Annotated in this window: 19 protein-coding genes and 1 tRNA gene; 10 read left to right on the forward strand and 10 right to left on the reverse strand. The window is 72.0% G+C overall.

The window, feature by feature from the left end; genetic code table 11:
- The first annotated feature begins 21 nt into the window (after positions 1-21).
- Positions 22-94: transfer RNA gene (locus tag ACLJOU_RS02405), tRNA-Gly, on the forward strand.
- 165 nt (positions 95-259) lie between these two features.
- On the opposite strand, the gene ACLJOU_RS02410 is transcribed toward ACLJOU_RS02405, so the two are convergent.
- Both ACLJOU_RS02410 and ACLJOU_RS02415 read right to left on the reverse strand, forming a co-directional pair.
- Positions 260-661 carry an immunity 7 family protein gene (locus ACLJOU_RS02410; protein WP_410562597.1) on the reverse strand — a complete coding sequence of 134 codons (402 nt, stop codon included), beginning with the start codon at positions 659-661 and terminating at the stop codon, positions 260-262.
- A gap of 33 nt (positions 662-694) precedes the next feature.
- Positions 695-1,234, reverse strand: a complete 540-nt coding sequence (locus ACLJOU_RS02415) for a DUF2716 domain-containing protein (protein ID WP_410562599.1) — start codon at positions 1,232-1,234, stop codon at positions 695-697.
- 133 nt (positions 1,235-1,367) lie between these two features.
- Here ACLJOU_RS02415 and ACLJOU_RS02420 point away from each other — a divergent pair, with 133 nt between their 5' ends.
- Complete coding sequence (locus ACLJOU_RS02420; RefSeq protein WP_410562600.1) at positions 1,368-2,051, forward strand: alpha/beta hydrolase; 684 nt, start codon at positions 1,368-1,370, stop codon at positions 2,049-2,051.
- Here ACLJOU_RS02420 and ACLJOU_RS02425 read toward each other — a convergent pair.
- The gene (locus tag ACLJOU_RS02425; RefSeq protein WP_354909183.1) at positions 2,029-2,634 is read right to left on the reverse strand and encodes a hypothetical protein; all 606 of its coding nucleotides are present in this window, start codon (positions 2,632-2,634) and stop codon (positions 2,029-2,031) included. The genes ACLJOU_RS02420 and ACLJOU_RS02425 overlap by 23 nt on opposite strands.
- A gap of 234 nt (positions 2,635-2,868) precedes the next feature.
- Here ACLJOU_RS02425 and ACLJOU_RS02430 point away from each other — a divergent pair, with 234 nt between their 5' ends.
- On the forward strand, positions 2,869-4,029 hold the full coding sequence (locus tag ACLJOU_RS02430) for a hypothetical protein (protein ID WP_410562602.1): 1,161 nt from the start codon (positions 2,869-2,871) through the stop codon (positions 4,027-4,029).
- On the opposite strand, the gene ACLJOU_RS02435 is transcribed toward ACLJOU_RS02430, so the two are convergent.
- Together ACLJOU_RS02435 and ACLJOU_RS02440 are read right to left on the reverse strand one after the other, a co-directional pair.
- Complete coding sequence (locus tag ACLJOU_RS02435) at positions 4,030-7,206, reverse strand: glycosyltransferase (protein ID WP_410562604.1); 3,177 nt, start codon at positions 7,204-7,206, stop codon at positions 4,030-4,032.
- Between the two features lie 43 nt (positions 7,207-7,249).
- Positions 7,250-8,662 carry an SAM-dependent methyltransferase gene (locus ACLJOU_RS02440; RefSeq protein WP_410562607.1) on the reverse strand — a complete coding sequence of 471 codons (1,413 nt, stop codon included), beginning with the start codon at positions 8,660-8,662 and terminating at the stop codon, positions 7,250-7,252.
- Between the two features lie 61 nt (positions 8,663-8,723).
- Here ACLJOU_RS02440 and ACLJOU_RS02445 point away from each other — a divergent pair, with 61 nt between their 5' ends.
- From ACLJOU_RS02445 to ACLJOU_RS02455, 3 genes are all read left to right on the forward strand, one after another.
- Positions 8,724-10,034 carry an alginate O-acetyltransferase AlgX-related protein gene (locus ACLJOU_RS02445; RefSeq protein WP_410562609.1) on the forward strand — a complete coding sequence of 437 codons (1,311 nt, stop codon included), beginning with the start codon at positions 8,724-8,726 and terminating at the stop codon, positions 10,032-10,034.
- A gap of 159 nt (positions 10,035-10,193) precedes the next feature.
- Positions 10,194-11,411: a DUF1707 domain-containing protein gene (locus ACLJOU_RS02450; RefSeq protein WP_410562611.1), complete on the forward strand. Its 1,218-nt coding sequence runs from the start codon at positions 10,194-10,196 to the stop codon at positions 11,409-11,411.
- Position 11,412: 1 nt separating this feature from the next.
- Positions 11,413-12,450, forward strand: coding sequence for a class I SAM-dependent methyltransferase (locus ACLJOU_RS02455; RefSeq protein WP_410562614.1), 1,038 nt, complete (start codon positions 11,413-11,415; stop codon positions 12,448-12,450).
- Between the two features lie 162 nt (positions 12,451-12,612).
- Here the strand turns inward: ACLJOU_RS02455 and ACLJOU_RS02460 are convergent, their stop codons facing one another.
- From ACLJOU_RS02460 to ACLJOU_RS02470, 3 genes are all read right to left on the reverse strand, one after another.
- Positions 12,613-13,281, reverse strand: coding sequence for a response regulator (locus tag ACLJOU_RS02460; RefSeq protein ID WP_410562617.1), 669 nt, complete (start codon positions 13,279-13,281; stop codon positions 12,613-12,615).
- Positions 13,278-14,384, reverse strand: coding sequence for a sensor histidine kinase (locus tag ACLJOU_RS02465; RefSeq protein WP_410562619.1), 1,107 nt, complete (start codon positions 14,382-14,384; stop codon positions 13,278-13,280). The genes ACLJOU_RS02460 and ACLJOU_RS02465 overlap by 4 nt, the downstream gene beginning before the upstream one ends.
- A 67-nt stretch (positions 14,385-14,451) precedes the next feature.
- On the reverse strand, positions 14,452-15,285 hold the full coding sequence (locus ACLJOU_RS02470; RefSeq protein WP_410562621.1) for a helix-turn-helix transcriptional regulator: 834 nt from the start codon (positions 15,283-15,285) through the stop codon (positions 14,452-14,454).
- Between the two features lie 102 nt (positions 15,286-15,387).
- On the opposite strand from ACLJOU_RS02470, the gene ACLJOU_RS02475 reads away from it, so the two are divergent.
- The 4 genes from ACLJOU_RS02475 to ACLJOU_RS02490 all read left to right on the forward strand — a co-directional run bounded on the left by ACLJOU_RS02475 (position 15,388) and on the right by ACLJOU_RS02490 (position 19,097).
- Positions 15,388-16,812, forward strand: a complete 1,425-nt coding sequence (locus tag ACLJOU_RS02475; RefSeq protein ID WP_410562624.1) for an MFS transporter — start codon at positions 15,388-15,390, stop codon at positions 16,810-16,812.
- Positions 16,813-16,864: 52 nt separating this feature from the next.
- A complete protein-coding gene (locus ACLJOU_RS02480) occupies positions 16,865-17,389 on the forward strand; it encodes an RNA polymerase sigma factor (RefSeq protein WP_410562625.1) in 525 nt (174 codons plus the stop codon).
- Positions 17,382-18,272, forward strand: coding sequence for a VOC family protein (locus tag ACLJOU_RS02485; RefSeq protein WP_410562627.1), 891 nt, complete (start codon positions 17,382-17,384; stop codon positions 18,270-18,272). The genes ACLJOU_RS02480 and ACLJOU_RS02485 overlap by 8 nt, the downstream gene beginning before the upstream one ends.
- A gap of 429 nt (positions 18,273-18,701) precedes the next feature.
- Positions 18,702-19,097 (forward strand): hypothetical protein, encoded by a 396-nt coding sequence (locus ACLJOU_RS02490; protein WP_410562629.1) that lies wholly within the window; start codon positions 18,702-18,704, stop codon positions 19,095-19,097.
- Here the strand turns inward: ACLJOU_RS02490 and ACLJOU_RS02495 are convergent.
- Both ACLJOU_RS02495 and ACLJOU_RS02500 read right to left on the reverse strand, forming a co-directional pair.
- Positions 19,094-20,860: a gamma-glutamyltransferase family protein gene (locus tag ACLJOU_RS02495; RefSeq protein WP_410562631.1), complete on the reverse strand. Its 1,767-nt coding sequence runs from the start codon at positions 20,858-20,860 to the stop codon at positions 19,094-19,096. The genes ACLJOU_RS02490 and ACLJOU_RS02495 overlap by 4 nt on opposite strands.
- Before the next feature lie 27 nt (positions 20,861-20,887).
- A complete protein-coding gene (locus ACLJOU_RS02500; RefSeq protein ID WP_410562633.1) occupies positions 20,888-21,280 on the reverse strand; it encodes a VOC family protein in 393 nt (130 codons plus the stop codon).
- Positions 21,281-21,352 lie beyond the last annotated feature (72 nt).

Below are 21,352 nucleotides of genomic sequence, written 5' to 3' on the forward strand. Positions count from 1 at the left end.
TTCTCCCATCAGCAAGACAACGCGGATGTAGCGCAGCTGGTAGCGCATCACCTTGCCAAGGTGAGGGTCGCGGGTTCGAATCCCGTCATCCGCTCGGGGTTGAAGGGGCTGTGTCGGCAAAAAGCGCCGACACAGCCCCTTCGCCATTTCACCCGGGGGGCCGAGCCCCCCGGACCCCCCACGGTGCCTTTGTCAGACCTGGGTGGGTTTCCTGGGTTTGCTTTGCCTGAGTTGGCGCGTTCCCCGGCCTTCGGCCGGGTCAGAGCTCGTAGGTGTCGAGGATTGTGGGGGCCACCGGGGTCAGGTGGGGATCCTCGCGCTCGGTTACCTGGCCTCGGGCCATTCGGTAGACGCGGAAGTTGTTGTCGTTCTCCGGGTCCTGGTCGTCCCAGGTGTGCAGGAGGCCGTACGAACCCGGGGCCATCTCGCCCGCTCGGGTGAAGAGGTTCAGCAGTTCGGGGGCCAGGTGGCCGCCGTGCTTGTCGAACCCGCCGAAGTGGAGCATCGGGATGCCCGCGCTCCAGCGGAGGTCGACCAGGTCGAAGTCGCCGGCGTCCCGGATCGCGCGGTGGACGCGGTCGACCAGGCGCTCCAGGAGCGCCGCGTCGTCGTCGCCGCTCGCGGTCGCCTGGATGGTCACCCAGCCGTGATATTCGAACACCCGCAGAACGGTAGCAAGAGACCAGCCGCCGGCTCAGCGGGCCAGCGCGGACGGCTTCCCGTCACGGCGCAGCACGTTCGCCAGCACACCCTCGCCCAGCCGCTCGAACGCCGGCACCAGCTTTTCACCGAACACGCACAGCGTCCGCTCCCACGGGTGCCCGAGCGTGCCGTAGGAGAAGTCCGCCGCCAGGAACAGGTGGTAGTCCGCGCGCGGGAACACCGGCACCGGCCAGCGGGCGCCCTCGGACATCAGGTGCGGGCGGACCCGGTAGGACTGGTGCTGCCAGTGCAGCGCCCACATCCACTCGTCCGGGCCGCAGACCTCGCGGAACGCGGCCAGCGCGATCGCCGCGACCTGGTGCTCCTCCACCGCGTACGGGCCCAGGCGGAACTCCGCCGACGCGCGGTCCAGATCGCCGGGCGAGAGGTCCCACGTCCGCGACGGCACCGGCTCCCGGAACCCGGGCCACGCGTGCGCGTAGGTGCTCGGCCAGAACGCCAGCTTGTCGTACACCCAGTACCAGGCGGGCTCGTCGACGACACGGGAGACGGCTTCCCAGGCAGCATTCACTATGAGGACCTCAAGTCGGCCAGGCGCGGAAGAACACGCGAAAGCTTCGTGTTCACCCTCCGGTTTGTCCAGTCCTCGTCCGCCCGCCGCGAACTGTGTCACTCATCCGGGTGGGTTCTGCCAAGTTGTCACCATGCGGGTCCTCTTCGTCCACGGTGCCTTCGTCCGCGACGGCGCCTGGTGGTGGCAGCCGACGGCCGACGTACTCGCCCGGCACGGTCTGCGCAGCTCAGCGGCGGTGCTGCCCAGCTGCGAGGCCGAGCCGCGCGGCGATCTCCACGACGACGCCGCCGCCGTCCGCAGCCTGCTCGACAGCTCGGACGAACCCACCCTGCTCGTCGGTCACTCGTACGGCGGCATGGTGATCACCACAATGGGCGACCACCCCGCGGTCCACCGGCTCGTCTACGTGACGTCGTTCCTGCCGGACGTCGGCGAGGCACTCGCGGACTTCGGGCCGGGCGAGCCCGCGCCGTGGCACCTCAGCCACGGCGACGGCACCGCGAGCGTCCGGGAAGAGTTCGTCCGGCCGCTGTTCGCCCAGGACTTCGACGACGCCACCTACGCCGCGGCCGCCGGCCGCCTCACCGCCCAGAACGAGGCGGTGTTCGGCCAGCCGGCGACCCGGGCGGCGTGGCGGGACGTCCCCTCGACCTACCTCCTCTGCGGCGAAGACCGCGCGACGCTGCCCGGAACCCAGCGGGCCCAGGCGGCGCGCGCCACCGACGTCGTCGAACTGCCGGTGGCGCACCACCCCTTCGTCACCCGGCCGGACCTGGTGGCCGAGGTGCTGCTCAGGCCGCGTCCCACAGGGTGAGGAACGCCGACGCCTCGCTGCGGGCCCAGGGCCGCAGCCGGGCCCGGTCACGCGCCGAGAGCTGGTACTCCTTCGCCCGCCGGACGTCGATCACCAGCGCCTCCCCGCCGGGCAGGATGTCGGGCATCGCCTGCTCCAGCACCCACAGCGCGAGCTGCGCCGAGTCCTTCGCCAGCGGCTCCTCCTTGAAGTAGAGCCAGGTCGCGTAGCGGCGGCCGTCGCTCTTGCGCAGCCCCATCTGCGGGCTGACGCCGATCTCGAGCTCACCGATCCGGCACCGGCCGCGGCCGACGTCGACCAGCTTCGGCGACTTCCGGCCGAGGTACCGCAGCCAGCCGTCGGCGATCGCCGCGTAATGCGGTTTCGTCCGCTCGTCGGCGGCGTTGACGAGGGCGCGCAGCGCGACCTCGTCCTGGTTCGCCGCCCGGCCGGACCGCACCGCGTTGGCCGCCCGCCGGTAGTAGTTGAACGCCGCCCGCGCCGGATCTTCGTACTGACGGCGCTGCCGCCGGACGAACGATGACCGCGACGGCCCGGAACTCGCGCTGTAGCCCACGAACGTGGACAGGGTGATGTAGGCCATGGCCCTGCCTTCCTCCATCACGCCCCCCGCGGACGCGGGCGGCATCTCCCCTGGACAACGCCAATTTTAGAACATATGTACGACAGTTTTCGGGGTCCTGAAGGGTGACCCGGCGGAAGTCTCCCCAAATCGGCGGTCGTGCGCTAAGTTGCCGATCAACCTCAAACCGCAACCTCGCCGGTCGGCAGGACGTGCCAGACTGATGCCCCGAACGGTGGATGGGGGTCCCAAAGGATGAGCTGGCAGGAAGAGCTGCGCCGTCTCGACGCGGATCTTGCCGCGGGGCGCATCGGCGCCGCTGACCACCGCAAACAGCGGGACGAGCTGCTCGCCCAGGCGTCCGGTTCCACCGTGCCGTCACCGGTGCCTTCGCCGCTGCGCCGTCCGGGTGAAGGCTGGCGGAGCACGAACCCGGCGAACCACCCCGCGCCGGCCCAGCCGGCGCCGCCGCAGCGCATCGAGTCACCGCGGTACGGGTCGGCCCCGACCCCGCCACCCCCCGCGCCGCCGTGGCAGCGCACCGGACTGCCGAAGACGCTGTCCGCGGCCCACGTGCAGGCGATCCCCGACCACATGACGACCGCGCCGAGCCCCGCCGACATCGTCCCGACCCGCTACCTGCAGGTCGACGGCCCCGGCGAGCAGGAGTTCGGCCGCCGGTTCCCGCCGATCACGCCCCCGGGCGGCGAGTCCGCGCCGCGGCCGCGCGACGCCGAGCCGGAGGAGCCGGCGGGCAAGCACCGGTTCCTCTCCGGTGACGGCGACGAGCCCGGCACCTCCCGGCGGACGTGGCCGTTCATCGCCCTCGGCGTGCTGGTGGTGCTCGGGCTGATCATCGGCGGGACGATGTGGCTCGGGCGCGACGAACCGAAGTCCGACGCCCTGTCCACCCTCGTGCCCACGCTGCCGCAGCCGCCGGCCGCCGCCGCCCAGCCGCAGCTGGAGGACCAGGTGCCGCCGCTGCCCGGCATGCAGTACGCCGGCAGCTCGACGCTGTCGCTGGCCAAGGGCCTGGACCTGAACCTGTACCCGAAGGAAACCGCGCAGATCTTCTCGCAGCACGGCGTCACGCAGCTGGTCTACCGCGGTTCGTCCACCGGGGACATGGGCTACCTGGCCTTCGCGGTCCCGACCGACTCGCCCGAAGGCGCGAAGGCCGTCGTCGACTACCTGCGCGCGGCCGCGGGCTCCGGCGGCTTCGCCCCGCTGGCCGGCGACGACAAGGTCGTCACCGGCCGCAACGGCGACCGGCGGATGGACGGCACCTGGTACACCTCGGGCAAGGTCGCCATCGTGCTGTGGGTGTCCCAGCCGTTCGGGAAGGACCGCAACGAGCTGAAGGCCGGGCTGGACAACGCGCTTTCGGTGTTCCAGAAAGCGCTGCCGCCCAGCTGATCAGGCCGGCCGGTCGAGCAGCCCGGCCAGAGTTTGCCGGGCGACGTCGGCGCCGAAGAGGCGGTCCACCACGGACTTGCCCGCTTCGGACAGCCGCTGCCACAGCTTGTCGTCCTCGAGCAGCGTGACGATCTCCTCGGCGAGTTCGTCGGCCGAAGCGCCGACGAGGACGTCACGGCCGTGCGTGAGGTGCATGCCCTCGGTGGCCAGCGGCGTGGCGACGACGGGCACGCCGTAAGCGAGGCTCTCGCCCAGCTTCCCCTTCACGCCGGCGCCGAAGCGCAGCGGCGCGACGACGACCCGGGCCTCGCCGTACGCGCTGTCGAGGTTCGGCACCCAGCCGCGGACGACCACGCCTTCGCGGGCGAGGTCGAACACCTCCTGCGGCGGGTTGCTCCCGACGATCCGCGCCACGGCGTCCGGGCGGCGGCGCCGCACGAGCGGCATGATCTCGGTGGCCAGCCAGCGGGCCGCGTCCCGGTTGGGCAGGTGGTCGAAGCTGCCGACGAAGAGCACGTCCGCGCGGCCGTCCGGGACGGCGAGCGCGCCGTCGGCGTGGTGCACGTTGGACAGCACCTCGACGCGCGCCGACGGCACGAGCTCACGCAGCAGCGCACGCTCCACATCGGACACCGTGAAGGTGACGTCGGTGGCGCGGGTGAGGCCGAGTTCGGACTCCCGCAGCACTTCCGCCCGCCGCCGCAGCGTCAGCTCTTCCCGCGTGTCACCGAGCCGGGCGGCCAGGTCGGCCTGCCGGTTGAGCCGGACGAAGTGGAGGTCGACGGTGTCGTAGGCGATGACGCAGTCCGGCGCGTGCTCGCGCACCTGCTCCAGCAGCTGCCAGGCGACGTGCGGGCGCGAGAGGATCGCCAGGCGCAGGTCGGGTCCGGCGTCGCGGAGGAACTCCTGCTGCTCGCCGGGTCCGGTCACGACCGTGACGCCCGCCTGGTAGAGCGCGTGGGCGTACGGCTCGGGGAGCGCGTTGTTGAGCGGCATGAACACGACCCGGTGGCCGAGGCCGACGAGCAGTTCGAGGATGCGGAACATCCGCACCGAGCCGGAGTCCTTGTCCGGCATCGGCACCTGGTGGTCGGCGACGAGCACGGTGCCGCCGCGGTGGCCGTCCGCCGTCCGCTGGCGCCCGGCCCAGACCGCGCGCGGGCTCGCCTCCGGGAAGTGGTCGCGCAGCTGGACGCTCCACTTCTCGACGAAGACCCCGCGGTTGAGTTCCTGGTGCCGCTTCACCCCGGACGAAACGTCCGTGCCGTTGGTGATGCCCTCGTGGTGCACGACGACCGACGCGGGCTGGACCACCGTGCGGAACCCGGCCGCCCGCACGGCGAACGCCAGGTCGGTGTCCTCGTAGTAGGCGGGCGCGAAACGCTTGTCGAAGCCGCCGATCCGCTCGAAGAGGTCGCGCCGGACGAGCAGGGCCGCGCCCGAGCAGTAGTCGACGTCCCGCACGGACTGGAACCACGGCGTGTCCGCCGACTGCAGCCTGCCGTAGTTCCAGCCGGTGCCGTCGGCCCAGATGATCCCGCCGCACTCCTGCAGCCTGCCGTCCGGGTAGACCAGCTTCGACCCGACGAGACCGACGTCCGGCCGCGACTCCACCACGGCCACCAGCTCGTCCAGCCAGCCCGGCCGGACCTCGGTGTCGTTGTTGAGGAACATGACGTGCTCGCCGCGGGCGTGCTCGGCACCGAGGTTGCACGCGCCGACGAACCCGAGGTTCTTCGGGGCGCGGACCAGCCGCACCCCCGCGCAGCCGGCGACGCGGTCGGCCGAGTCGTCGCGCGAGGCGTCGTCGACGACGATCACCTCGAACGGCGTCGACGGCAGGTGCCGCTGGATCGAGTCGAGACAGCCGCGGGTGAACGGCCAGTTGCCGTAGACCGGGATGACGACGCTGACGATCGGCTGGTCGCTGGTGGTGACCGCGACCGGTCCCGGCACCGGCGGGGTGGCCGGCAGCGAGCCCGCCTGCCGCCCGAGCGCCGTCTCGTAGAGGTCGCGGCGGCGCGTGCCGCGCGGGGCGTACTTCTCGATCGAGCCGCGGTACTTGCCGATCACCCGCTGGGCGATGGCCGACGTCTCGGCGCGCAGCTTCGCGTTTTCCGCGGCGAGCCTGCCGATCGTCTCGTTGAGCCCGGCGTTGTTGCCCGCCAGCCACTCCAGCCGTTCGCTGTCGTAGCCGCTCTTGCGCTTGAGCAGGTGCAGCTCGTCGGACGCGCGCCGCCGCTCCTCGCGGGCGCGCTCGGCCTGCTCGATCGCCCCGTCGCGCTCGGCCGCGGCCCGGCGTTCGGCGGCGGTGACCTCGGCCAGCTCGGCGGTCAGCCGGCTCGCGGACGCCGCCGCGCGCTCGCGCTCGGCTTCGACGCCGGCCAGTTCGGCACGCAGCCGCCCGGTCTCGGCCGCGGCGCGGGCGACCAGCGTCAGCTTCGGGTCGACGAGCGCGGACGTCGAGGGCACCTCGACCGGCTCGGCCGACGCGACGGAAACGAAGTAGGTGTGCGGCGCGCCGGGCTCGACGACCCAGCCGTCACCCTCGGCGGGCTGCAGGGTCAGCACCTCGGCGTCCGCTCCGGCACCGCCGTCGTGGATCAGCGAGCCGACGGCGACGTTCTGGCGCAGCACGACGACGTGGGCGAAGCTGCGCGACAGCAGCGACCGGAACGCCGGGCCGGTGAGCTCGTGGACGTGGTACGGGTTCTCGTTGCCGTGGTCGTGGCTGTAGACCTCGGTGTCGGGCGTGCTGCACAGGAACACCCCGCCCGGGGCGAGCCGGTTGCGGACCAGCTCCATCAGCCGGTCCTGCTCCTCGACGTGCTCGATCGCCTCGAAGCACGTGATGACGTCGAACTCTTCGCCGTCGAGCGCCGACGGGTCGGTGATCGACCCGACCTCGAAGCGCAGCTCCGGGTAGGCGCGCCGGGCGTGTTCGACGGTCACCGGGTCGAGCTCGAGGCCGACCACCCGGGTGGCCGAGCGGGCCATCAGCGCACTGCCGTAGCCCTCGCCGCTGGCCAGGTCGAGCACGCGCTTGCCGCCAGCGAACCGGGCCGCGAACGCGTAGCGGTGGTAGTGCTCGTAGATCACCTGGAGGTCGTCGGTCCACGGCACGCACCGCTCGCCGGTCCACTCGATCAGGCGCTCGCCGCTCGTCCCCTTGCCCATGGCGGGCAGATTAGCCGCCCGACCAGGGCCGCCGGGGCCGACCTCACCTTTCCAGCAGCCGCAGCCCGACCAGGATGTAGGACAGCGTCCGCCGATCGGCGCCGGAACCGGCGGTGATCGACCAGTCGGCGTCGAGCGAGAACCGGACCTGCCGGTGCGCCGCGATCCGCACCGGCACGACCTGCTCGACGAGCCCGGGCCCGACGTCGGCCTTCGCGACCGGTTCCCCGTCGACCGCGATCGTCACGCTGCCGTGGTCGGCGGAGTCGTCCGGCAGGTAGGTGCGCAGCTCGACGGACTCGACCGCGGCCGTGGTCAGCAGCGGGAACTCGGCGGACGGGCCGGCCCAGTCGTCGTGCTCGACGCCGTTCATCCGGCCGGTCACGACGCCGGCCCCGCCCACCAGCCGTTCCCCGGGGTTCCCGCCGGGCCGGAACGAGACGCGCCCGGCGGGGTCGACGACCCGCGTGTCGCGCACCGACCGCTCCGGCGTCCGCGAACCGTGCACCCGCAGCGGCCGCTGCACCGGGTGGAACAGCGCCGTGAGGTGCGTCGGGCTGACGATCCCGAGGTCGATCAGCGTGTCGTCGAGGTCGCCGAGGTGGTCGAGCAGCCGCACGTCGGCGGGGTCGGTTAGGTCGAGGTTGGGCCCGTAGATCCGGTCGACGAACGGGTCGATGACGTTGGCGTACGGCAGGAACAGGCTGGGGTGCAGGTACTCGAGCAGGACCGGCAGGACGTCCTGGGCGCGGATGCCCTCGAAGCCGTCGGCCGCGCAGTCGATGTCGACGAACCGTTCGTCGATCGCGCCGGTCAGCGCGTTGCGGCGCAGCCGCGCCGGCAGCGTCGCCCAGATCCGGTCGACGACCTCCAGCGCCTCGGGCCAGCGGCGGTGGCCGTTGCGGCCGATCATGTCGTGCACGACGAGCACGCCGTCGGGGTCGAGCCCGTCGCGGATCTGGCCGTAGAGGTGTTCGAGGTCGAGGACGTGGTGCAGGGCCTGGAACCCGACGACGACGTCGTGCGCGGCGTCCGCGCGCCAGGTGTTGAAGTCCGCGGTGATCAGCTCGACCCGGTCGGCGACCCCCTGCTCGCGGGCGGACGCCTCGGCGCGGGCCTGCATGTCGGGATTGAGCTCCAGGAGCCGGAGCCGCACGTTGTGCTGCCCCGATTCCGCCAGCGTCCGCAGCCAGCCGAGCTCCTGGTCGCCGTTGCCGCTGCCCAGCGAAAGCACGACGACGTCCCGGTCGAGCCGCTGCGCGCGGGCGCCGATCTCGCCGGTGATCAGCTCGCCGATGCCGGGGACGCCGAGGGCCTGGAGCTTGGGCAGCATGTGCCGCGCGGACCAGTGGTGCGCGGACTCCGGCAGGTTGCCGTGCACCTCGACCTGACCGGCGAAGGTCTCGCGTTCCCTGGCCAGCCGCTGCTCGTAGCCGGGTCCTCGCCCACCGCTCATCGCACGTTCCCGCTTCCCCGGATCCGGCCGGTCCGGCCCCGCCCGGCGCTAGGATACGGCCGTGCCCTCCCGCCTCCGTCCGCAGTCGCCTGCCGACGCGAAGCTGCCGCAGACGCCCGAGTCCTGGCTCCCGAAGGAGCACAACCTCTACCGGCCCCGGCACAGCAGCCGCCAGCGCACCGCGCTGACCTGCGCGATCGTCTTCTTCCTCGCGCCGGTCCTGCTGTGGGTCGCGGGGGTGCAGCCGACCGCGTTCGAGAACCGGCCGCTGCGGCCGTTCCCGAGCCTCGGCGACGGCTGGAACTTCTTCCCGGAACTCACCGGCTGGGCCACCGACCACCTTCCGCTGCGCCAGGCCGGTGTCCAGGCCGCGGACCAGATCGGCACCGGCGTCTTCGGCGACCCGCCGGGGTCCGGCCAGGGCACCAACCACGGCACGGTCGGCGTCGACCAGGGCCAGTCCGGCACCGGTGACGTCCCCGGGTACGTCTACCCGCAGGTCATCCCGGGCAAGGACGGCTGGCTCTACCTCGGCGAGGACGTCAACGCGAAGTGCCGTCCGGTGATGGACCTCGACCACGTCGTCTCCGCGCTCCGGCGGCTGCGTGCGGCGGTCGAGAGCTCCGGCCGGAAGTTCGTGCTGGTCTTCGCGCCGGACAAGTACACCCAGGAGCCGTCGCACCTGCCCGACGACTACGTCGGCAAAACCTGCGCCCAGGCCAGGACCACCGGCTTCTGGAGCCGGGTGCCGCGCGAGACGGGCGGGCTCGACCTGCGGCCCGCGCTCGCCGACGCCCAGCAGCGGCTGGGCCGGCCGCTCTACGACCCGAACGACACGCACTGGTCGTACGACGGCGGCCTGGTCATGACGTACGCGCTCGGCCAGGCGATCGCGCCCGGCAGCACGGTGAACTGGCGCGCGGCGCCGAACGGCGTCCGGCCGTGGCCCGCCGACCTGGCCCGGCTGCTCGGCCGCTCCGAACAGCGCAGCCTGCCCACCTACAGCCTGTCCACCGACGGCGGCCAGGACCGCGCGCGCTACATCGCGAGCGACTTCCGGTCGCCGCTGCGCCTGACGCAGCCCGACGGGGCCCGGCCGGCCGGCTCGCTCCGGCCGAACATCGGGATCGTGGCCGACTCCTTCACCCAGTTCGCCACGCCGTTCTTGGCCGCGACCTGCCAGGACGTCACCATCGTGCACAGCGACACCGTCGGGCAGAGCAACGTGGACCAGCTCGCCGAGCTGTTCGCCGACCGGGACGTGGTGACGTTCGAGTTCGTCGAACGCAGCGTCACCGGCGGCTCGTCGGCGCTGCTGCGGGACCAGACGATCGACGAGCTGGCGAAGGCGCTGGCAAGGCACCCGCGCTGACCTCGACGGCCGGACCCGGCTCACATCGGTGACGACGGGGTGGTGGCCGCCGGCGGGTGAGCCCACCCGTGCACAATGACTGCGTGCGGCCCGGGGTCTTCGGCCGCGCGGCAGCACGTTCGCATGGTTCGGGGACGACTACCCGAAGGGGGTACCAGGGTGACCTGGCAGGAAGATCTGCGCAGGCTGGACGAGGAGCTCGCGGCCGGCAGCCTGACGGCGGACGAGTACCGGACCCGGCGCGATCGCGTGCTGAGCATGGCCGTCACGAACGCCGACGGTCCCCAGCAGGCCCCTGCGCAGCCGTCGTCCTCCTCCGCCGCGGAGACGCAGATCATCCCGCCGGTGGCCCCGCCGGGGAAGCAGCCGGACCCGAGCGCCTCGGCAGAGGCCACGCAGATCGTCTCTTCGGCCGAAGCGGGTGGCGAGCGCACCCAGGTGGTGCAGCCGTGGCAGCAGCAGCCGAACTCCCCTTCGGGCGGGTTCCCGCAGCCGATGCCGCAGTACCAGCAGCCCTACAGCCAGCAGTCGCCCGCGGGCGGGTTCCCCGCGCCGCAGCACCCGCAGCAGAACCCGTGGGGCCCGGCCCAGCCGGACGCCGCCCCGCCGTGGGGCGGCTCGGACTTCCCGCCGGTGAACCCCGCGAACAACGCCGAGTGGATCAGCCAGGGCCCGGAGACGTTCCAGACCCAGCCGTCGTCCGGCAAGGGCAAGAAGATCGCCTTCGCCGCGCTCGGGCTGGTCGTGCTGGCGGGTCTCGGGTTCGGTGTCTGGGCGCTGTTCATCAAGGACAACGGCACCACCCCGGTCGCCCAGCAGAGCACCAGCCAGCAGCCCCCGCCGGTGCCGACGAGCAAGCCGCTGCCGGAACCGCCCGCCGCCAAGGCCGAGCCGAGCGACAACTCCTCGGCGCTGGCCACCCCCCTCGGCAAGACCCGGGCGGGCGGGGGCACGTTCGACATCGCCAAGCTGGAGGCGGCGAAGTTCCTGCCGGCCACCGTCGTCGAGCGGCTCAAGACGGGCGGCATGACGGAAGGCCTGCTCAAGACCTCGACCGACGGCGACGTCACGCTGGGCCTGTACGCCCTCGAGATGCCGAACCCGCAGGCCGCCACGCCGGTCGCGCAGGAGTACGCGAACGCCCAGCAGGAAGGCGGCCTGACCGCCGCGCGCGACCTGTCGCTGCACGGCGTGCCGGTGTTCGCCACGCCCGACGGCGGCCAGCAGTACGTCTACCGCGCGGTGTACGTGCTGTACAGCCGCGTGATCATCGTCGACGCCTACGGCCCGGACAAGGACAAGGCGCTCGAGTCGTTCAAGACGCTGCTCAACGCGCAGGTGCAGAAGTCGCCGCCCACCGAGCGGACGAACAGCTGACATGACGCTGGAGAAGCGGCTCCGCCGGATCGTCAAGCGGTACGCGGTGGCCCGGAAGTCCTACGACGACCTCGCCATCCGGGCGGACCAGCTGTCGTCGCGGTACGACCAACTGTCCGCGCGCTACGAGAGCCTGATGAACCACCACGACGAGCTGCAGGCGCGGCACGCCGAGGTCCTCCAGGAGAAGCAGGCCTTCGAGGAGCAGTACCGCACCTGGGTGCCGCCGGGGCACTTCTACTCGCCGTTCGCGTCCAAGGAGGAGATCGGCGCCCGTGCGGCGTCGATGTTCGACATCGACGCCCGGCCCGCGGCCATCGACCTGCGGGAAGCCGAGCAGGTCGAGCTGTTCGGCGCCCTCGCCGACCTCGCCGGCGAGCTGCCCTTCACCGCCGAGCAAAGCGAGAAGCACCGCTACTTCTACGAGAACACCGCGTACTCGTGGTCGGACGCGATCATCCTGCACACGATGCTGCGGCACCTGCGCCCGAAGCGGATGATCGAGGTCGGTTCGGGTTACTCGACGGCGATGACGCTCGACACCGCCGACGGCTGGCTTCCGGAGCTGGAGCTGACCTGCGTCGAGCCGTACCCGGAGCTGCTGCAGAGCCTGTTCCGGCCCGGGGACGAGGACCGCGTCCGGGTGCTCGGCCAGGCGGTGCAGGACGTCCCGCTGGAGACGTTCGCCCAGCTGCAGGCCGGTGACGTGCTGTTCATCGACTCGACCCACGTGGTCAAGGCGGGTTCCGACGTCAACTACCTGTTCTTCGAGGTCCTCCCGCGGCTGAACGACGGCGTCTGGGTGCACGTCCACGACGTCTTCTTCCCGTTCGAGTACCCGATGGACTGGCTGGTGGAAGGCCGGGCGTGGCAGGAGGACTACCTGCTCCGCGCGTTCCTGATGTACAACCGGCGGTTCGAGATCCGCTGGTACCAGCAGTTCATGTGGGCCCACCACCGCGACCTGCTGGAAGGCCGCGTCCCCGAGCTGGCGGGCAACTCCGGCGGCAACATCTGGCTGCAGAAGGTCGCGGAATAGCCCGGAAGGGTGACTTCCGCCGTGTCGGTGAACGTCGTCCCCCTGCCGAACGCCCTCTGAACAGAGCATCGGCCGGGAGAGGAGGCGCCGTGATCTGGATCGGCCTGGTCGGCGTGCTCGCCGTCGTGTTCCTGGTGCGCGCGGTCCGCGTGGTGCGCCGGGTCAGGCGGGGCGACGCGGTGTGACGAACCCGGACTCGTAGGCCAGCACCACCAGCTGGGCGCGGTCGCGGGCGCCGATCTTGGTCATGATCCGGCTGACGTGGGTGCGGGCCGTCGCCGTCGAGATCACCAGGTGGGCGGCGATTTCGTCGTTCGACATGCCGCCCGCGACCAGCGCGAGCACCTCCCGCTCGCGGTCGGTGATCTCGCGAACCGCACTCGTGTCGATGCGCCGGTTCTCCGGGCGCCCGACGAACTCCTGGATCAGCCGGCGGGTGACCGTCGGCGCCAGCAGGGCTTCGCCGTCCGCGACGACCCGCAGCGCGCGCAGCAGCTCGACCGGCTCGGTGTCCTTCAGCAGGAACCCGCTGGCGCCCGCGCGCAGGGCTTCGTAAACGTACTCGTCGACGTCGAACGTGGTCAGCACCAGCACCTTCGTCCCGGCCAGGTCGGGGTCGGCGGTGATCCGGCGGGTCGCCTCGAGGCCGTCGACCCCGGGCATCCGGATGTCCATCACGACGATGTCGGGCCGGTGGTCGCGGGCGAGCGTGACGGCCTGTTCGCCGTCCCCCGCCTCGCCGACGACGTCGAAGCCGTCTTCGGTCTCCAGGAGCACCCGGAACCCGGCGCGGACCAGGACCTGGTCGTCGGCCAGCAGGACGCGGATCATGCTTCCCCCTCGATGGGCAGTTCGACGCTCACTTCGAACCCGCCGTCGACCGGCCCGGCGGTGCACCGGCCGCCGAGCGCCGTGGCGCGTTCGGCCATGCCCCGCAGGCCGTGCCCCGGCGCCGGCCGGGCGGTGCCGCGGCCGTCGTCGCGGACCGTCATGGTGAACGTCCCGGGCCGGCGGTCCCACCGCACGTCGACGCGGTCCGGCCGGTCGGCGTGCCGGACGACGTTGGTCAGCGATTCCTGCAGGATCCGGTAGGCGGCGGCGTCGACCGGGGCCGGGAGGACGCCGGGTTCGCCGTGGACCTCGACCGTCAGCCCGGCGTCCCGGGCGTGGTCCAGGAGTTCGCGGGCCTGGGCGAGGCTCGGCGCGGGCGCCTTGTCCTGCCCGGACCGCAGCACGGCCAGGGTCGCGCGCAGGTCGTTGAGCGCGGACGCGCTGGCCGCCTTGATGTTGAGCAGCGCCTCTTTCGCCTGCTCGGGCCGCCGGTCGGCGACGTGCGCGGCGACCCCGGCCTGGACGTTGATCATCGCGAGGCTGTGCGCGACGACGTCGTGCACCTCGCGGGCGATGCGCAGCCGTTCCTGTTCGGCGAGCCGGTGGCGGTGCTCGTCGGCCTGGCCGCGGCGGGCGGCGAGCGCGTCCAGCTGGTACCGGACGGCGGTGCCGATCCCGATCACCGCGATCAGCCAGACGACGAGGAACCCGGCGCCGGACTCGAGCGCGAACGACGCGGTGGCGACGATGTGCGCCAGGTACAGGACGGCGAGCGCGACGGCCCCGGTGATGCCGGCGGTGAGCGGCCCGCGCTGCCGGGTGAGCAGGAACAACGCGATCGTCGGCACGACGATGATCGGGCCGCCGGGCAGCCCGGAGGCGTAGTAGCCGAACGCGGACGCCGTCGTGACGAGGAAGATCGTCAGCGGGAAGCGGTGGACGGCCAGCAGCGTCAGGCCGGTGGCGGCCAGCCACGCGCCCGCGAGCGGCGTCATCGGGGTGGCGCCGGGCTGCCAGCGCGACGCACCGCTGGTCGCCCCGAGCACGAACCCGGTGACGACGACGGTGCGCACCACGCGCCCCACCCACGGCGGCCATCCCATGCCGCGAAAACTACCGGTCGCGGCCGGGCGGCGCGTCCGTCTCCGGGCGCACGGCCGGCGTACGTCGTCAGTCGAACACGAGCGGCAGCTTCGCCGCCGTCTCCTCGTCGGCCGGGGTGTAGGTCGACATGGTGATCTCCGACCGGCGGCCGTAGTAGACGTAGGTGAAGTTGAACTGCAGCAGTCCGACGTCCGGGTGCCGGTACCGCTTGGTCCGGATCGGCTCCGAGTTGACGTCGTGGTGCGGCCAGAGCTCGGCGAACAGCGGCGACTCCGCCTTCAGGCGCTTGACCAGCTGCTTCCACGCCGGCTCGGCGACGTGGTCGGCCATCGCGGCCCGGAAGGAGGCGATCACGCGCGGGATGTTCGCCTCCCAGTCGAGCATCCGCGTGCGCCACTCCGGGTTGAGCAGGCACTGGACCAGGGTGTTGCGGTCACCGAACGGGATCGCGTCGACGTCCCCCATCAGCCAGTTGTAGCCGCGGTTGTAGCCGAGCAGGTCGCAGCGGGCGTTACGGATGGCGACCGGGTACGGCTCGAGCTTCTTCAGCATGAGCTCCATCGCCGGCGTGATGACCTGGCAGTCCTTCTCGTGCTCCGGCTCGGGCGCCCCGGCCAGGCGGAAGAGGTGGACGTGCTCGTGCGGGTCGAGCCGGAGGGTGCGGGCGATCGCCTGCAGCACCTGTTCGGACGCGTTGATGTCGCGGCCCTGCTCGAGCCAGGTGTACCAGGTGACCCCGACGCCGGCGAGCTGCGCGACCTCTTCCCGGCGCAGCCCCGGCGTCCGGCGGCGGCCGGCGATCGGCAGGCCGACCTGCTCGGGCGTGATCCGCTCCCGGCGGCTGCGCAGGAACCTCGCCAGCTCCTGGCGGCGAAGTCCGGATTCGACGGCGGTGGTCATGGTGCCAGGATGGCACGCTCCGGAACCTGGTACCAGGTAGTGGGCAATACCCGAATAAACAGCAACTGGTACCAGGTTCCACGCGGGTTGATCGTGGTACTCATGAGCACGACATCCCTTGCGCCGAGCACCACCGGCGCCCCCGCCCGGCCGGGACTGACCCCCGCCGGCCTGGTCACGGTGCTGCTGGGGGCGGCACTGCCGATCATCGACTTCTTCATCGTCAACGTCGCTCTCCCAACGATCGACGCCGACCTGCACGCGTCCACCGCCACCCTGGAACTGGTGGTGGCGGCGTACGGCATCGCGTACGCGGTACTGCTGGTGGTCGGCGGCCGTCTCGGCGACTCGTTCGGCAGGCGGCGGCTGTTCGTCGCGGGCCTCTGGCTGTTCACGCTGACGTCCCTCGCCTGCGGCATCGCCCCGACCGCGGGCACGCTGGTGGTGGCCCGCGCCGCGCAGGGGGCGGCGTCCGCGCTGCTGCTGCCGCAGGTGCTCTCGATCATCCAGGCGGCGACGTCGGGCGAGGAGCGGTCCCGCGCACTGGGCCTGTTCGGCGCGACGGGCGGCATTTCGACGGTGGTCGGCCAGCTCCTCGGCGGCGGCCTGGTGGCGGCGGACCTGTGGGGCACGAGCTGGCGGCCGATCTTCCTGGTGAACGTCCCGATCGGCCTGGTGGTGCTGGTCATGGCCCGCCGCCTGCCGGAGAGCCGCGCGCACAACCCGCTGGGCGTCGACCGGCTCGGGACGGCGTTGCTGGCCGTGACGCTGCTGTCGTTGCTGGTCCCGCTGATGGAGGGCCGGGCGCTGGGCTGGCCGGTGTGGTCGATCGCCTTGCTGGTCGTGTCCCCGTTTTCCGCGGCCGCCTTCGTCCACGTCGAACGGCGTTTGGAGCGGCGGGGCGGAACGCCGTTGCTGCCGCCGTCGGTGATGCGGCTGCCCAGCGTGCGCCGCGGGCTAGTGGTGGCGGTGCCGTTCTTCGGCGCGTTCGGCTCGTTCATGTTCGTGTTCGCGATGACGTTGCAGGAGGGCCTGCACTTCGGCCCGCTCGGCGCGGGTGGCGCGCTGACCCCGCTGGCCGTCGCGTACTTCACGGTGTCGATGCTGAGCAGCCGCCTGGTGGCCCGCTACGGCCAGAAGGTCGTCCCGGTGGGCGGCGCGATCACGGCGGTGGGCATGGTGGCGCTGCTGTGCACGACGCTGTCGGCGTGGCCGCACGTGACGATCCTTGACCTGGCGCCGTCGATGGTGGCCATCGGCGTGGGCAACGCGCTGGCGATGACGACGTTGTTCCGGATCGTGCTCTCCCACGTGCCGACGGATCTGGCCGGCGTCGGCTCGGGGGTCATGACGACGAACCAGCAGACGTCGCTGGCGCTCGGCGTGGCGACGCTGGGCAGCCTGTACGCGGCACTGTCCGGCTCGGTGGGCTCGCGCAACGCGTTCGCGCTGGTCATCGGCGTGGTCGCGGTGCTGGCGGCGGTGGTCGCGATCACCGGGCGGCGGCTGCCGGACCCGCGGGGGTAGAAATCCGGGATTCACCCGTCGGAAAACCCGCGCGCCGGACGACGATGAGGGTGTGACGGAACCTCGGGTACGACCGGACCCGGCCTTCGCGCTGCTCGGGCTGTACGAGACGGCCCTGCCGGAGGTTTACGGGTACCTGCTGTCCCGGTGCGGCGACCGCACGCTCGCCGAGGAGCTGACGTCCGAGACGTTCCTCGGGGCGGTCGCCGCCTGTCGCAAGGAGTACGCGCCTGCCGTGAACACCGGGTGGCTGATCGGCGTCGCCCGGCACAAGCTCGCCGACCACTGGCGGCGCAAGGAGCGTGAGGAACGCGGGTTGCGGCTGGTCCACGACAGTGAGCCGGACGTCGAGGACCCGTGGGACGAGCAGCTCGACGCCCTGCGCGCGAGACAGGTGCTCGAGTCGCTCGGGCCCCACCACCAGGCGGCCCTGACCCTGCGGTACGTCGACGGCCTCGGCGTCCCCGAGGTCGCCGGCCACCTGGGCCGCAGCGTGCACGCCACGGAGGCGTTGCTCGTCCGGGCCCGCGCCGCGTTCCGCCGCGCTTACGAGGAGAAGGAGGGTCGCGATGCTTGAGCCGTTCGACGCGCTTCGCCGTCCCTCCGAGCGGGTCGCCCCCGACCCGGACTTCGCCGCCGAACTGCGCGACGACCTGCGTCGCCTGATCTTGAACGGAGCCGACATGACGACGACTTCCGAGGCGCCGGCGGCCACCGCCGAACTGCGCTCCCTCACGCCGTACCTCGTGGTGCCGGACGCCCGCGCCGCGCTCGACTTCTACGTCGAAGCCTTCGGCGCGGTCCGGCGGGCCGACCCGATCGTCATGGACGACGGGCGGGTGGGGCACGCCGAGGTGGCGATCGGCGACAGCGTGCTGATGCTGGCCGAGGAGTACCCCGAGCTCGGCCACGTGGTGGCGCCCGAAGGCGGCCCGCTGGTCCGGATCGAGGTACCCGACCCGCGCGCAACGGCCCAGCGGGCGGTGGAGCTGGGAGCGGAACTGCTGCGGCCGGTCGAGGACCGCGGCTACGGTCTCGCCGGCACGATCAAGGACCCGTTCGGCCAGAAGTGGCTGCTGGCCCAGGCAGCATCGGCGGCGGCGGGCCCGAAGCCGGCCCGGCACGGCGAAGCCATGTACTTCACGTTCCAGGTCCCGGACGACGAGCGCGCGAAGACGTTCTACGGCGCGGTACTGGGCTGGCAGTTCACGCCGGGTTCGGTACCGGACGCCTGGGGTTTCTCGGGCCCGGGCCTCCAGGGCGGCCTGTGGGGCGGCGACCGCCAGCCCGGCTGGAAGCTGATGTACGCGGTGGACGACCTCGACGCGGCCCTGGCCCGGGTACGCGAACAGGGCGGCCGGACGGGGGAAGTGGAGAACCACCCGTACGGAACGACCGCGGACTGCACGGACAACCAGGGCATCGAGTTCTGGCTGTGGGAGAAGCCGGAACGAGCGTGACTTGTCCGGACGGCATACGGCTACTTCCGTGACGGCGGTGGCCGCCTGATGTGACCGGCGCGCTGAAGCGTGACCGGCGGCCCCGCCCAGACCTCCCCCGCCCACCCCGATACGAAGCCGAAAACACGGACGGTGGTGCCGGGTCAAGGCACGCTTTCCCGCCTTGACCCGGTACCGCCGTCCGTAGTCACAATCAGGCTTCGGGGTGGGAGTTTGATCAGTGCCTTGTAGCGCGGCGGCACACGCCTCGGCCCCAAGGGCGGCCCCCACCCTCTCCGGGGGGCGTCCCCTGTTCCAGCGTATCGGGAGTGGGCTGCACAAAAGGGTGACGGCGCAAATCTGTGGACAGCCGGAGTGGTTGTGGACAACTCGGCGGCCGAGTGAGGAATCCCATCCGCTGCGCCTGCCGGATGGGCGCACACTCGAGGGATGGCCGGGCAATGGGTGCCGCGTGACCACGATGAGCTGACCGCCGGGTGGCGGTTGTGGCTCGAGCTCGGTTCGTCGGTTTGGCCCCGGCCGGGGTGGAACGGCAGTCCGGACGAAGCCGTGCGTGGGTTGTGTGAGTTGCTCGACTCCTGCGACCGGATTCTCACGGACTACCTGGCCTCGGGCGGGCCGGCCGACGCGGAGGTCGCCGGGCTGATCCGGTCGATGCACCTGGCCGCCAGCTGGATCCGGGAGCTGTGGTCCGGGGACACCACGCCGCTCGACGGGGAACGGCTTGCCCTGCTGCACGGGGATCTTGCCGGTTTTGCCGAGCACGCCCTCGGCGTGCGCACCTTGCTCGCCGAGGGCGGGGGCTGGGCCTCGCTGATGCGTTAACGGCCCGCCGCGTAGCCCTGCATTCCGCGGGCGTTGGCCGCCGCACGCAGGACACCGTCGGTGCGAGAGACCGCCGACAGGCGGCCCAATGCCCAGTCGCCCGCGTCCACCACCTGGTGGCCGCGGGCGCGGAGGGCGTCCACTGTGGACGACCCCAGGCGCGACTCCACCACCAGCTCCCGCGGGGTCCATGACCGCGGGTAGAACGAGCTCGGGAACGCCGTCGTGTGCCAGGCCGGCGCATCGATCGACTCCTGGAGGTTCAGGCCGCCGTAGGTGTGGGCCAGCCAGAAGCACAGCTGCCACTGGTCCTGCTGGTCGCCGCCCGGGGTGCCGAACGCCAACGTCGGGACGCCGTCGCGCAGGGCCAGGGACGGCGACAGCGTGATGCGCGGGCGCTTGCGCGGCGCGAGGGAGTTCGGCAGGCCCTGCTCCAGCCAGAACATCTGGCCGCGGGAATCCAGGCAGAAGCCCAGCGACGGGATCGTCGGGCTGGACTGCAGCCAGCCGCCAGACGGCGTCAGCGAGACCAGGTTGCCCGCCGCGTCGACGACGTCCAGGTGGACCGTGTCGCCGCGGGTCTGGCCCTGGGGACCGACCGTCGGCTCGCCCGTGGCGCCGCCGCCCGCTTCGATGCCCTGCAGCGAGTTCAGGATCGACGGGAGGCGCGCCGGGCCGCGGGCGTCGCCCGGACGCAGGTCCGGGGACGCCGTCTCGGTGATCAGGGCACGCCGGGCGTCGGTGTACGACGGCGAAAGCAGCACGTCCAGCGGCACGTCGGTGTCGCCGTACCAGGCTTCACGGTCCGCGAAGGCCAGCTTCGCCGCTTCGGTCGCCAGATGCACCGTGCGCTCCGACGGGACTCCCTCCACATAGGACAGCTCGTCGCGGAAGCCGTGCAGCAGCAACGCCTGCTGCAGCAGGGCCGGGCCCTGCGTCCAGCCGCCCATCTTGACCAGGCGCCAGTCGCCGACGTCGACGAACGCCGGGTCCTCGTACGACGCCGACCACGACGCCAGGTCCTCGCCCGTCAGCAGGCCCGCGTGGTCGCGGCCGGAGTCGTCGCGGAACGACCGGCGGCTGAACGACTCGATCGCCTCCGCGACGAACCCCCGTGACCAGGCCCGACGGCCCGCGTCGAGCTGCGCTTCGCGGCCCGGGACCGACTCCGCCTCCCGCAGCAGCCGCTCCCACGTGTCGGCCAGCGCCGGGTTGCGGTGCAGGCCGGACGCGGGCTTGCCGTCCGGCAGCCACAGCGCCGCCGACGTCGGCCAGTGCTCGGTGAACAACCGGGACACCGCGCTGATGGTGTCGCCGACCCGCGACACCAGTGGGACGCCGTTGCGCGCGTAGCCGATCGCGTACTTCAGCACCTCGCGAAGCGGCTTCGTGCCGTAGTCGCGCAGCAGCAGGAGCCAGGCGTCCCAAGCACCCGGGACGGTGGCCGGGAGCAGGCCGCTGCCCGGGATCAGATCCAGGCCCAGCGCCACGAAGTGCTCAGGCGTGGCCCCCGCGGGCGACGGGCCCTGTCCGGCCAGCGCCCGCGGGGTCGGGTCGTCCGCCGTCACGAAGAGGCCGGGTACCTGACCCGCCGGGCCGCACAGGTGCGGCTCGGCGACCTGCAGGACGAAGCCGGCCGCGACCGCCGCGTCGAACGCGTTGCCGCCGTCTTCCAGCACCGCCATCCCGGTGGCCGAAGCCAGCCAGTGCGTCGATGCCACCATCCCGAAGGTGCCGGTCAGCTCCGGCCTCGTCGTGAACATGCCTCGATAGTACGCAACGCTAACGAACTACCAAGCGTTCGGACGACGCCGTTCCGGCTCGTACGGCTGCGTGATGATTTCCAGCCCGTTGCCGCCGGGATCGAGGAAATAGACGCCACGGCCGCCGTGGTTGTGGTTGATTTCGCCGACCTGCTTCCCCAGCGGATCGGCGTGGTAGGTCACGCCCGTTCCGACGAGCCGCGCGAACACGGCGTCGAAGTCGTCCTCCGGGACCAGGAAGCAGTAGTGCTGCAGACGCAGGTCCTCTTCGGGGACGGTCGCGAAGTCCAGCCGGACGCCGTTGCGCGTCTCGACGGGGATGAACGGACCCCATTCCGCCCCGACTTCGAGGCCGAGCAGGTTCGCCAGGAATTCGGCGGATTCCCGGTTGTTCCGGGACGGGATGATCAAATGGTTCAACTCGACGGAAACTGACACGGTTGAAATGCCTCCACGGGCACTCCCGCCACCTCCATGCCTCACCCAGCCGGT

Origin of the sequence: Amycolatopsis sp. cmx-4-61, from assembly GCF_046548775.1 — a bacterium.
Lineage (GTDB): Bacteria > Actinomycetota > Actinomycetes > Mycobacteriales > Pseudonocardiaceae > Amycolatopsis.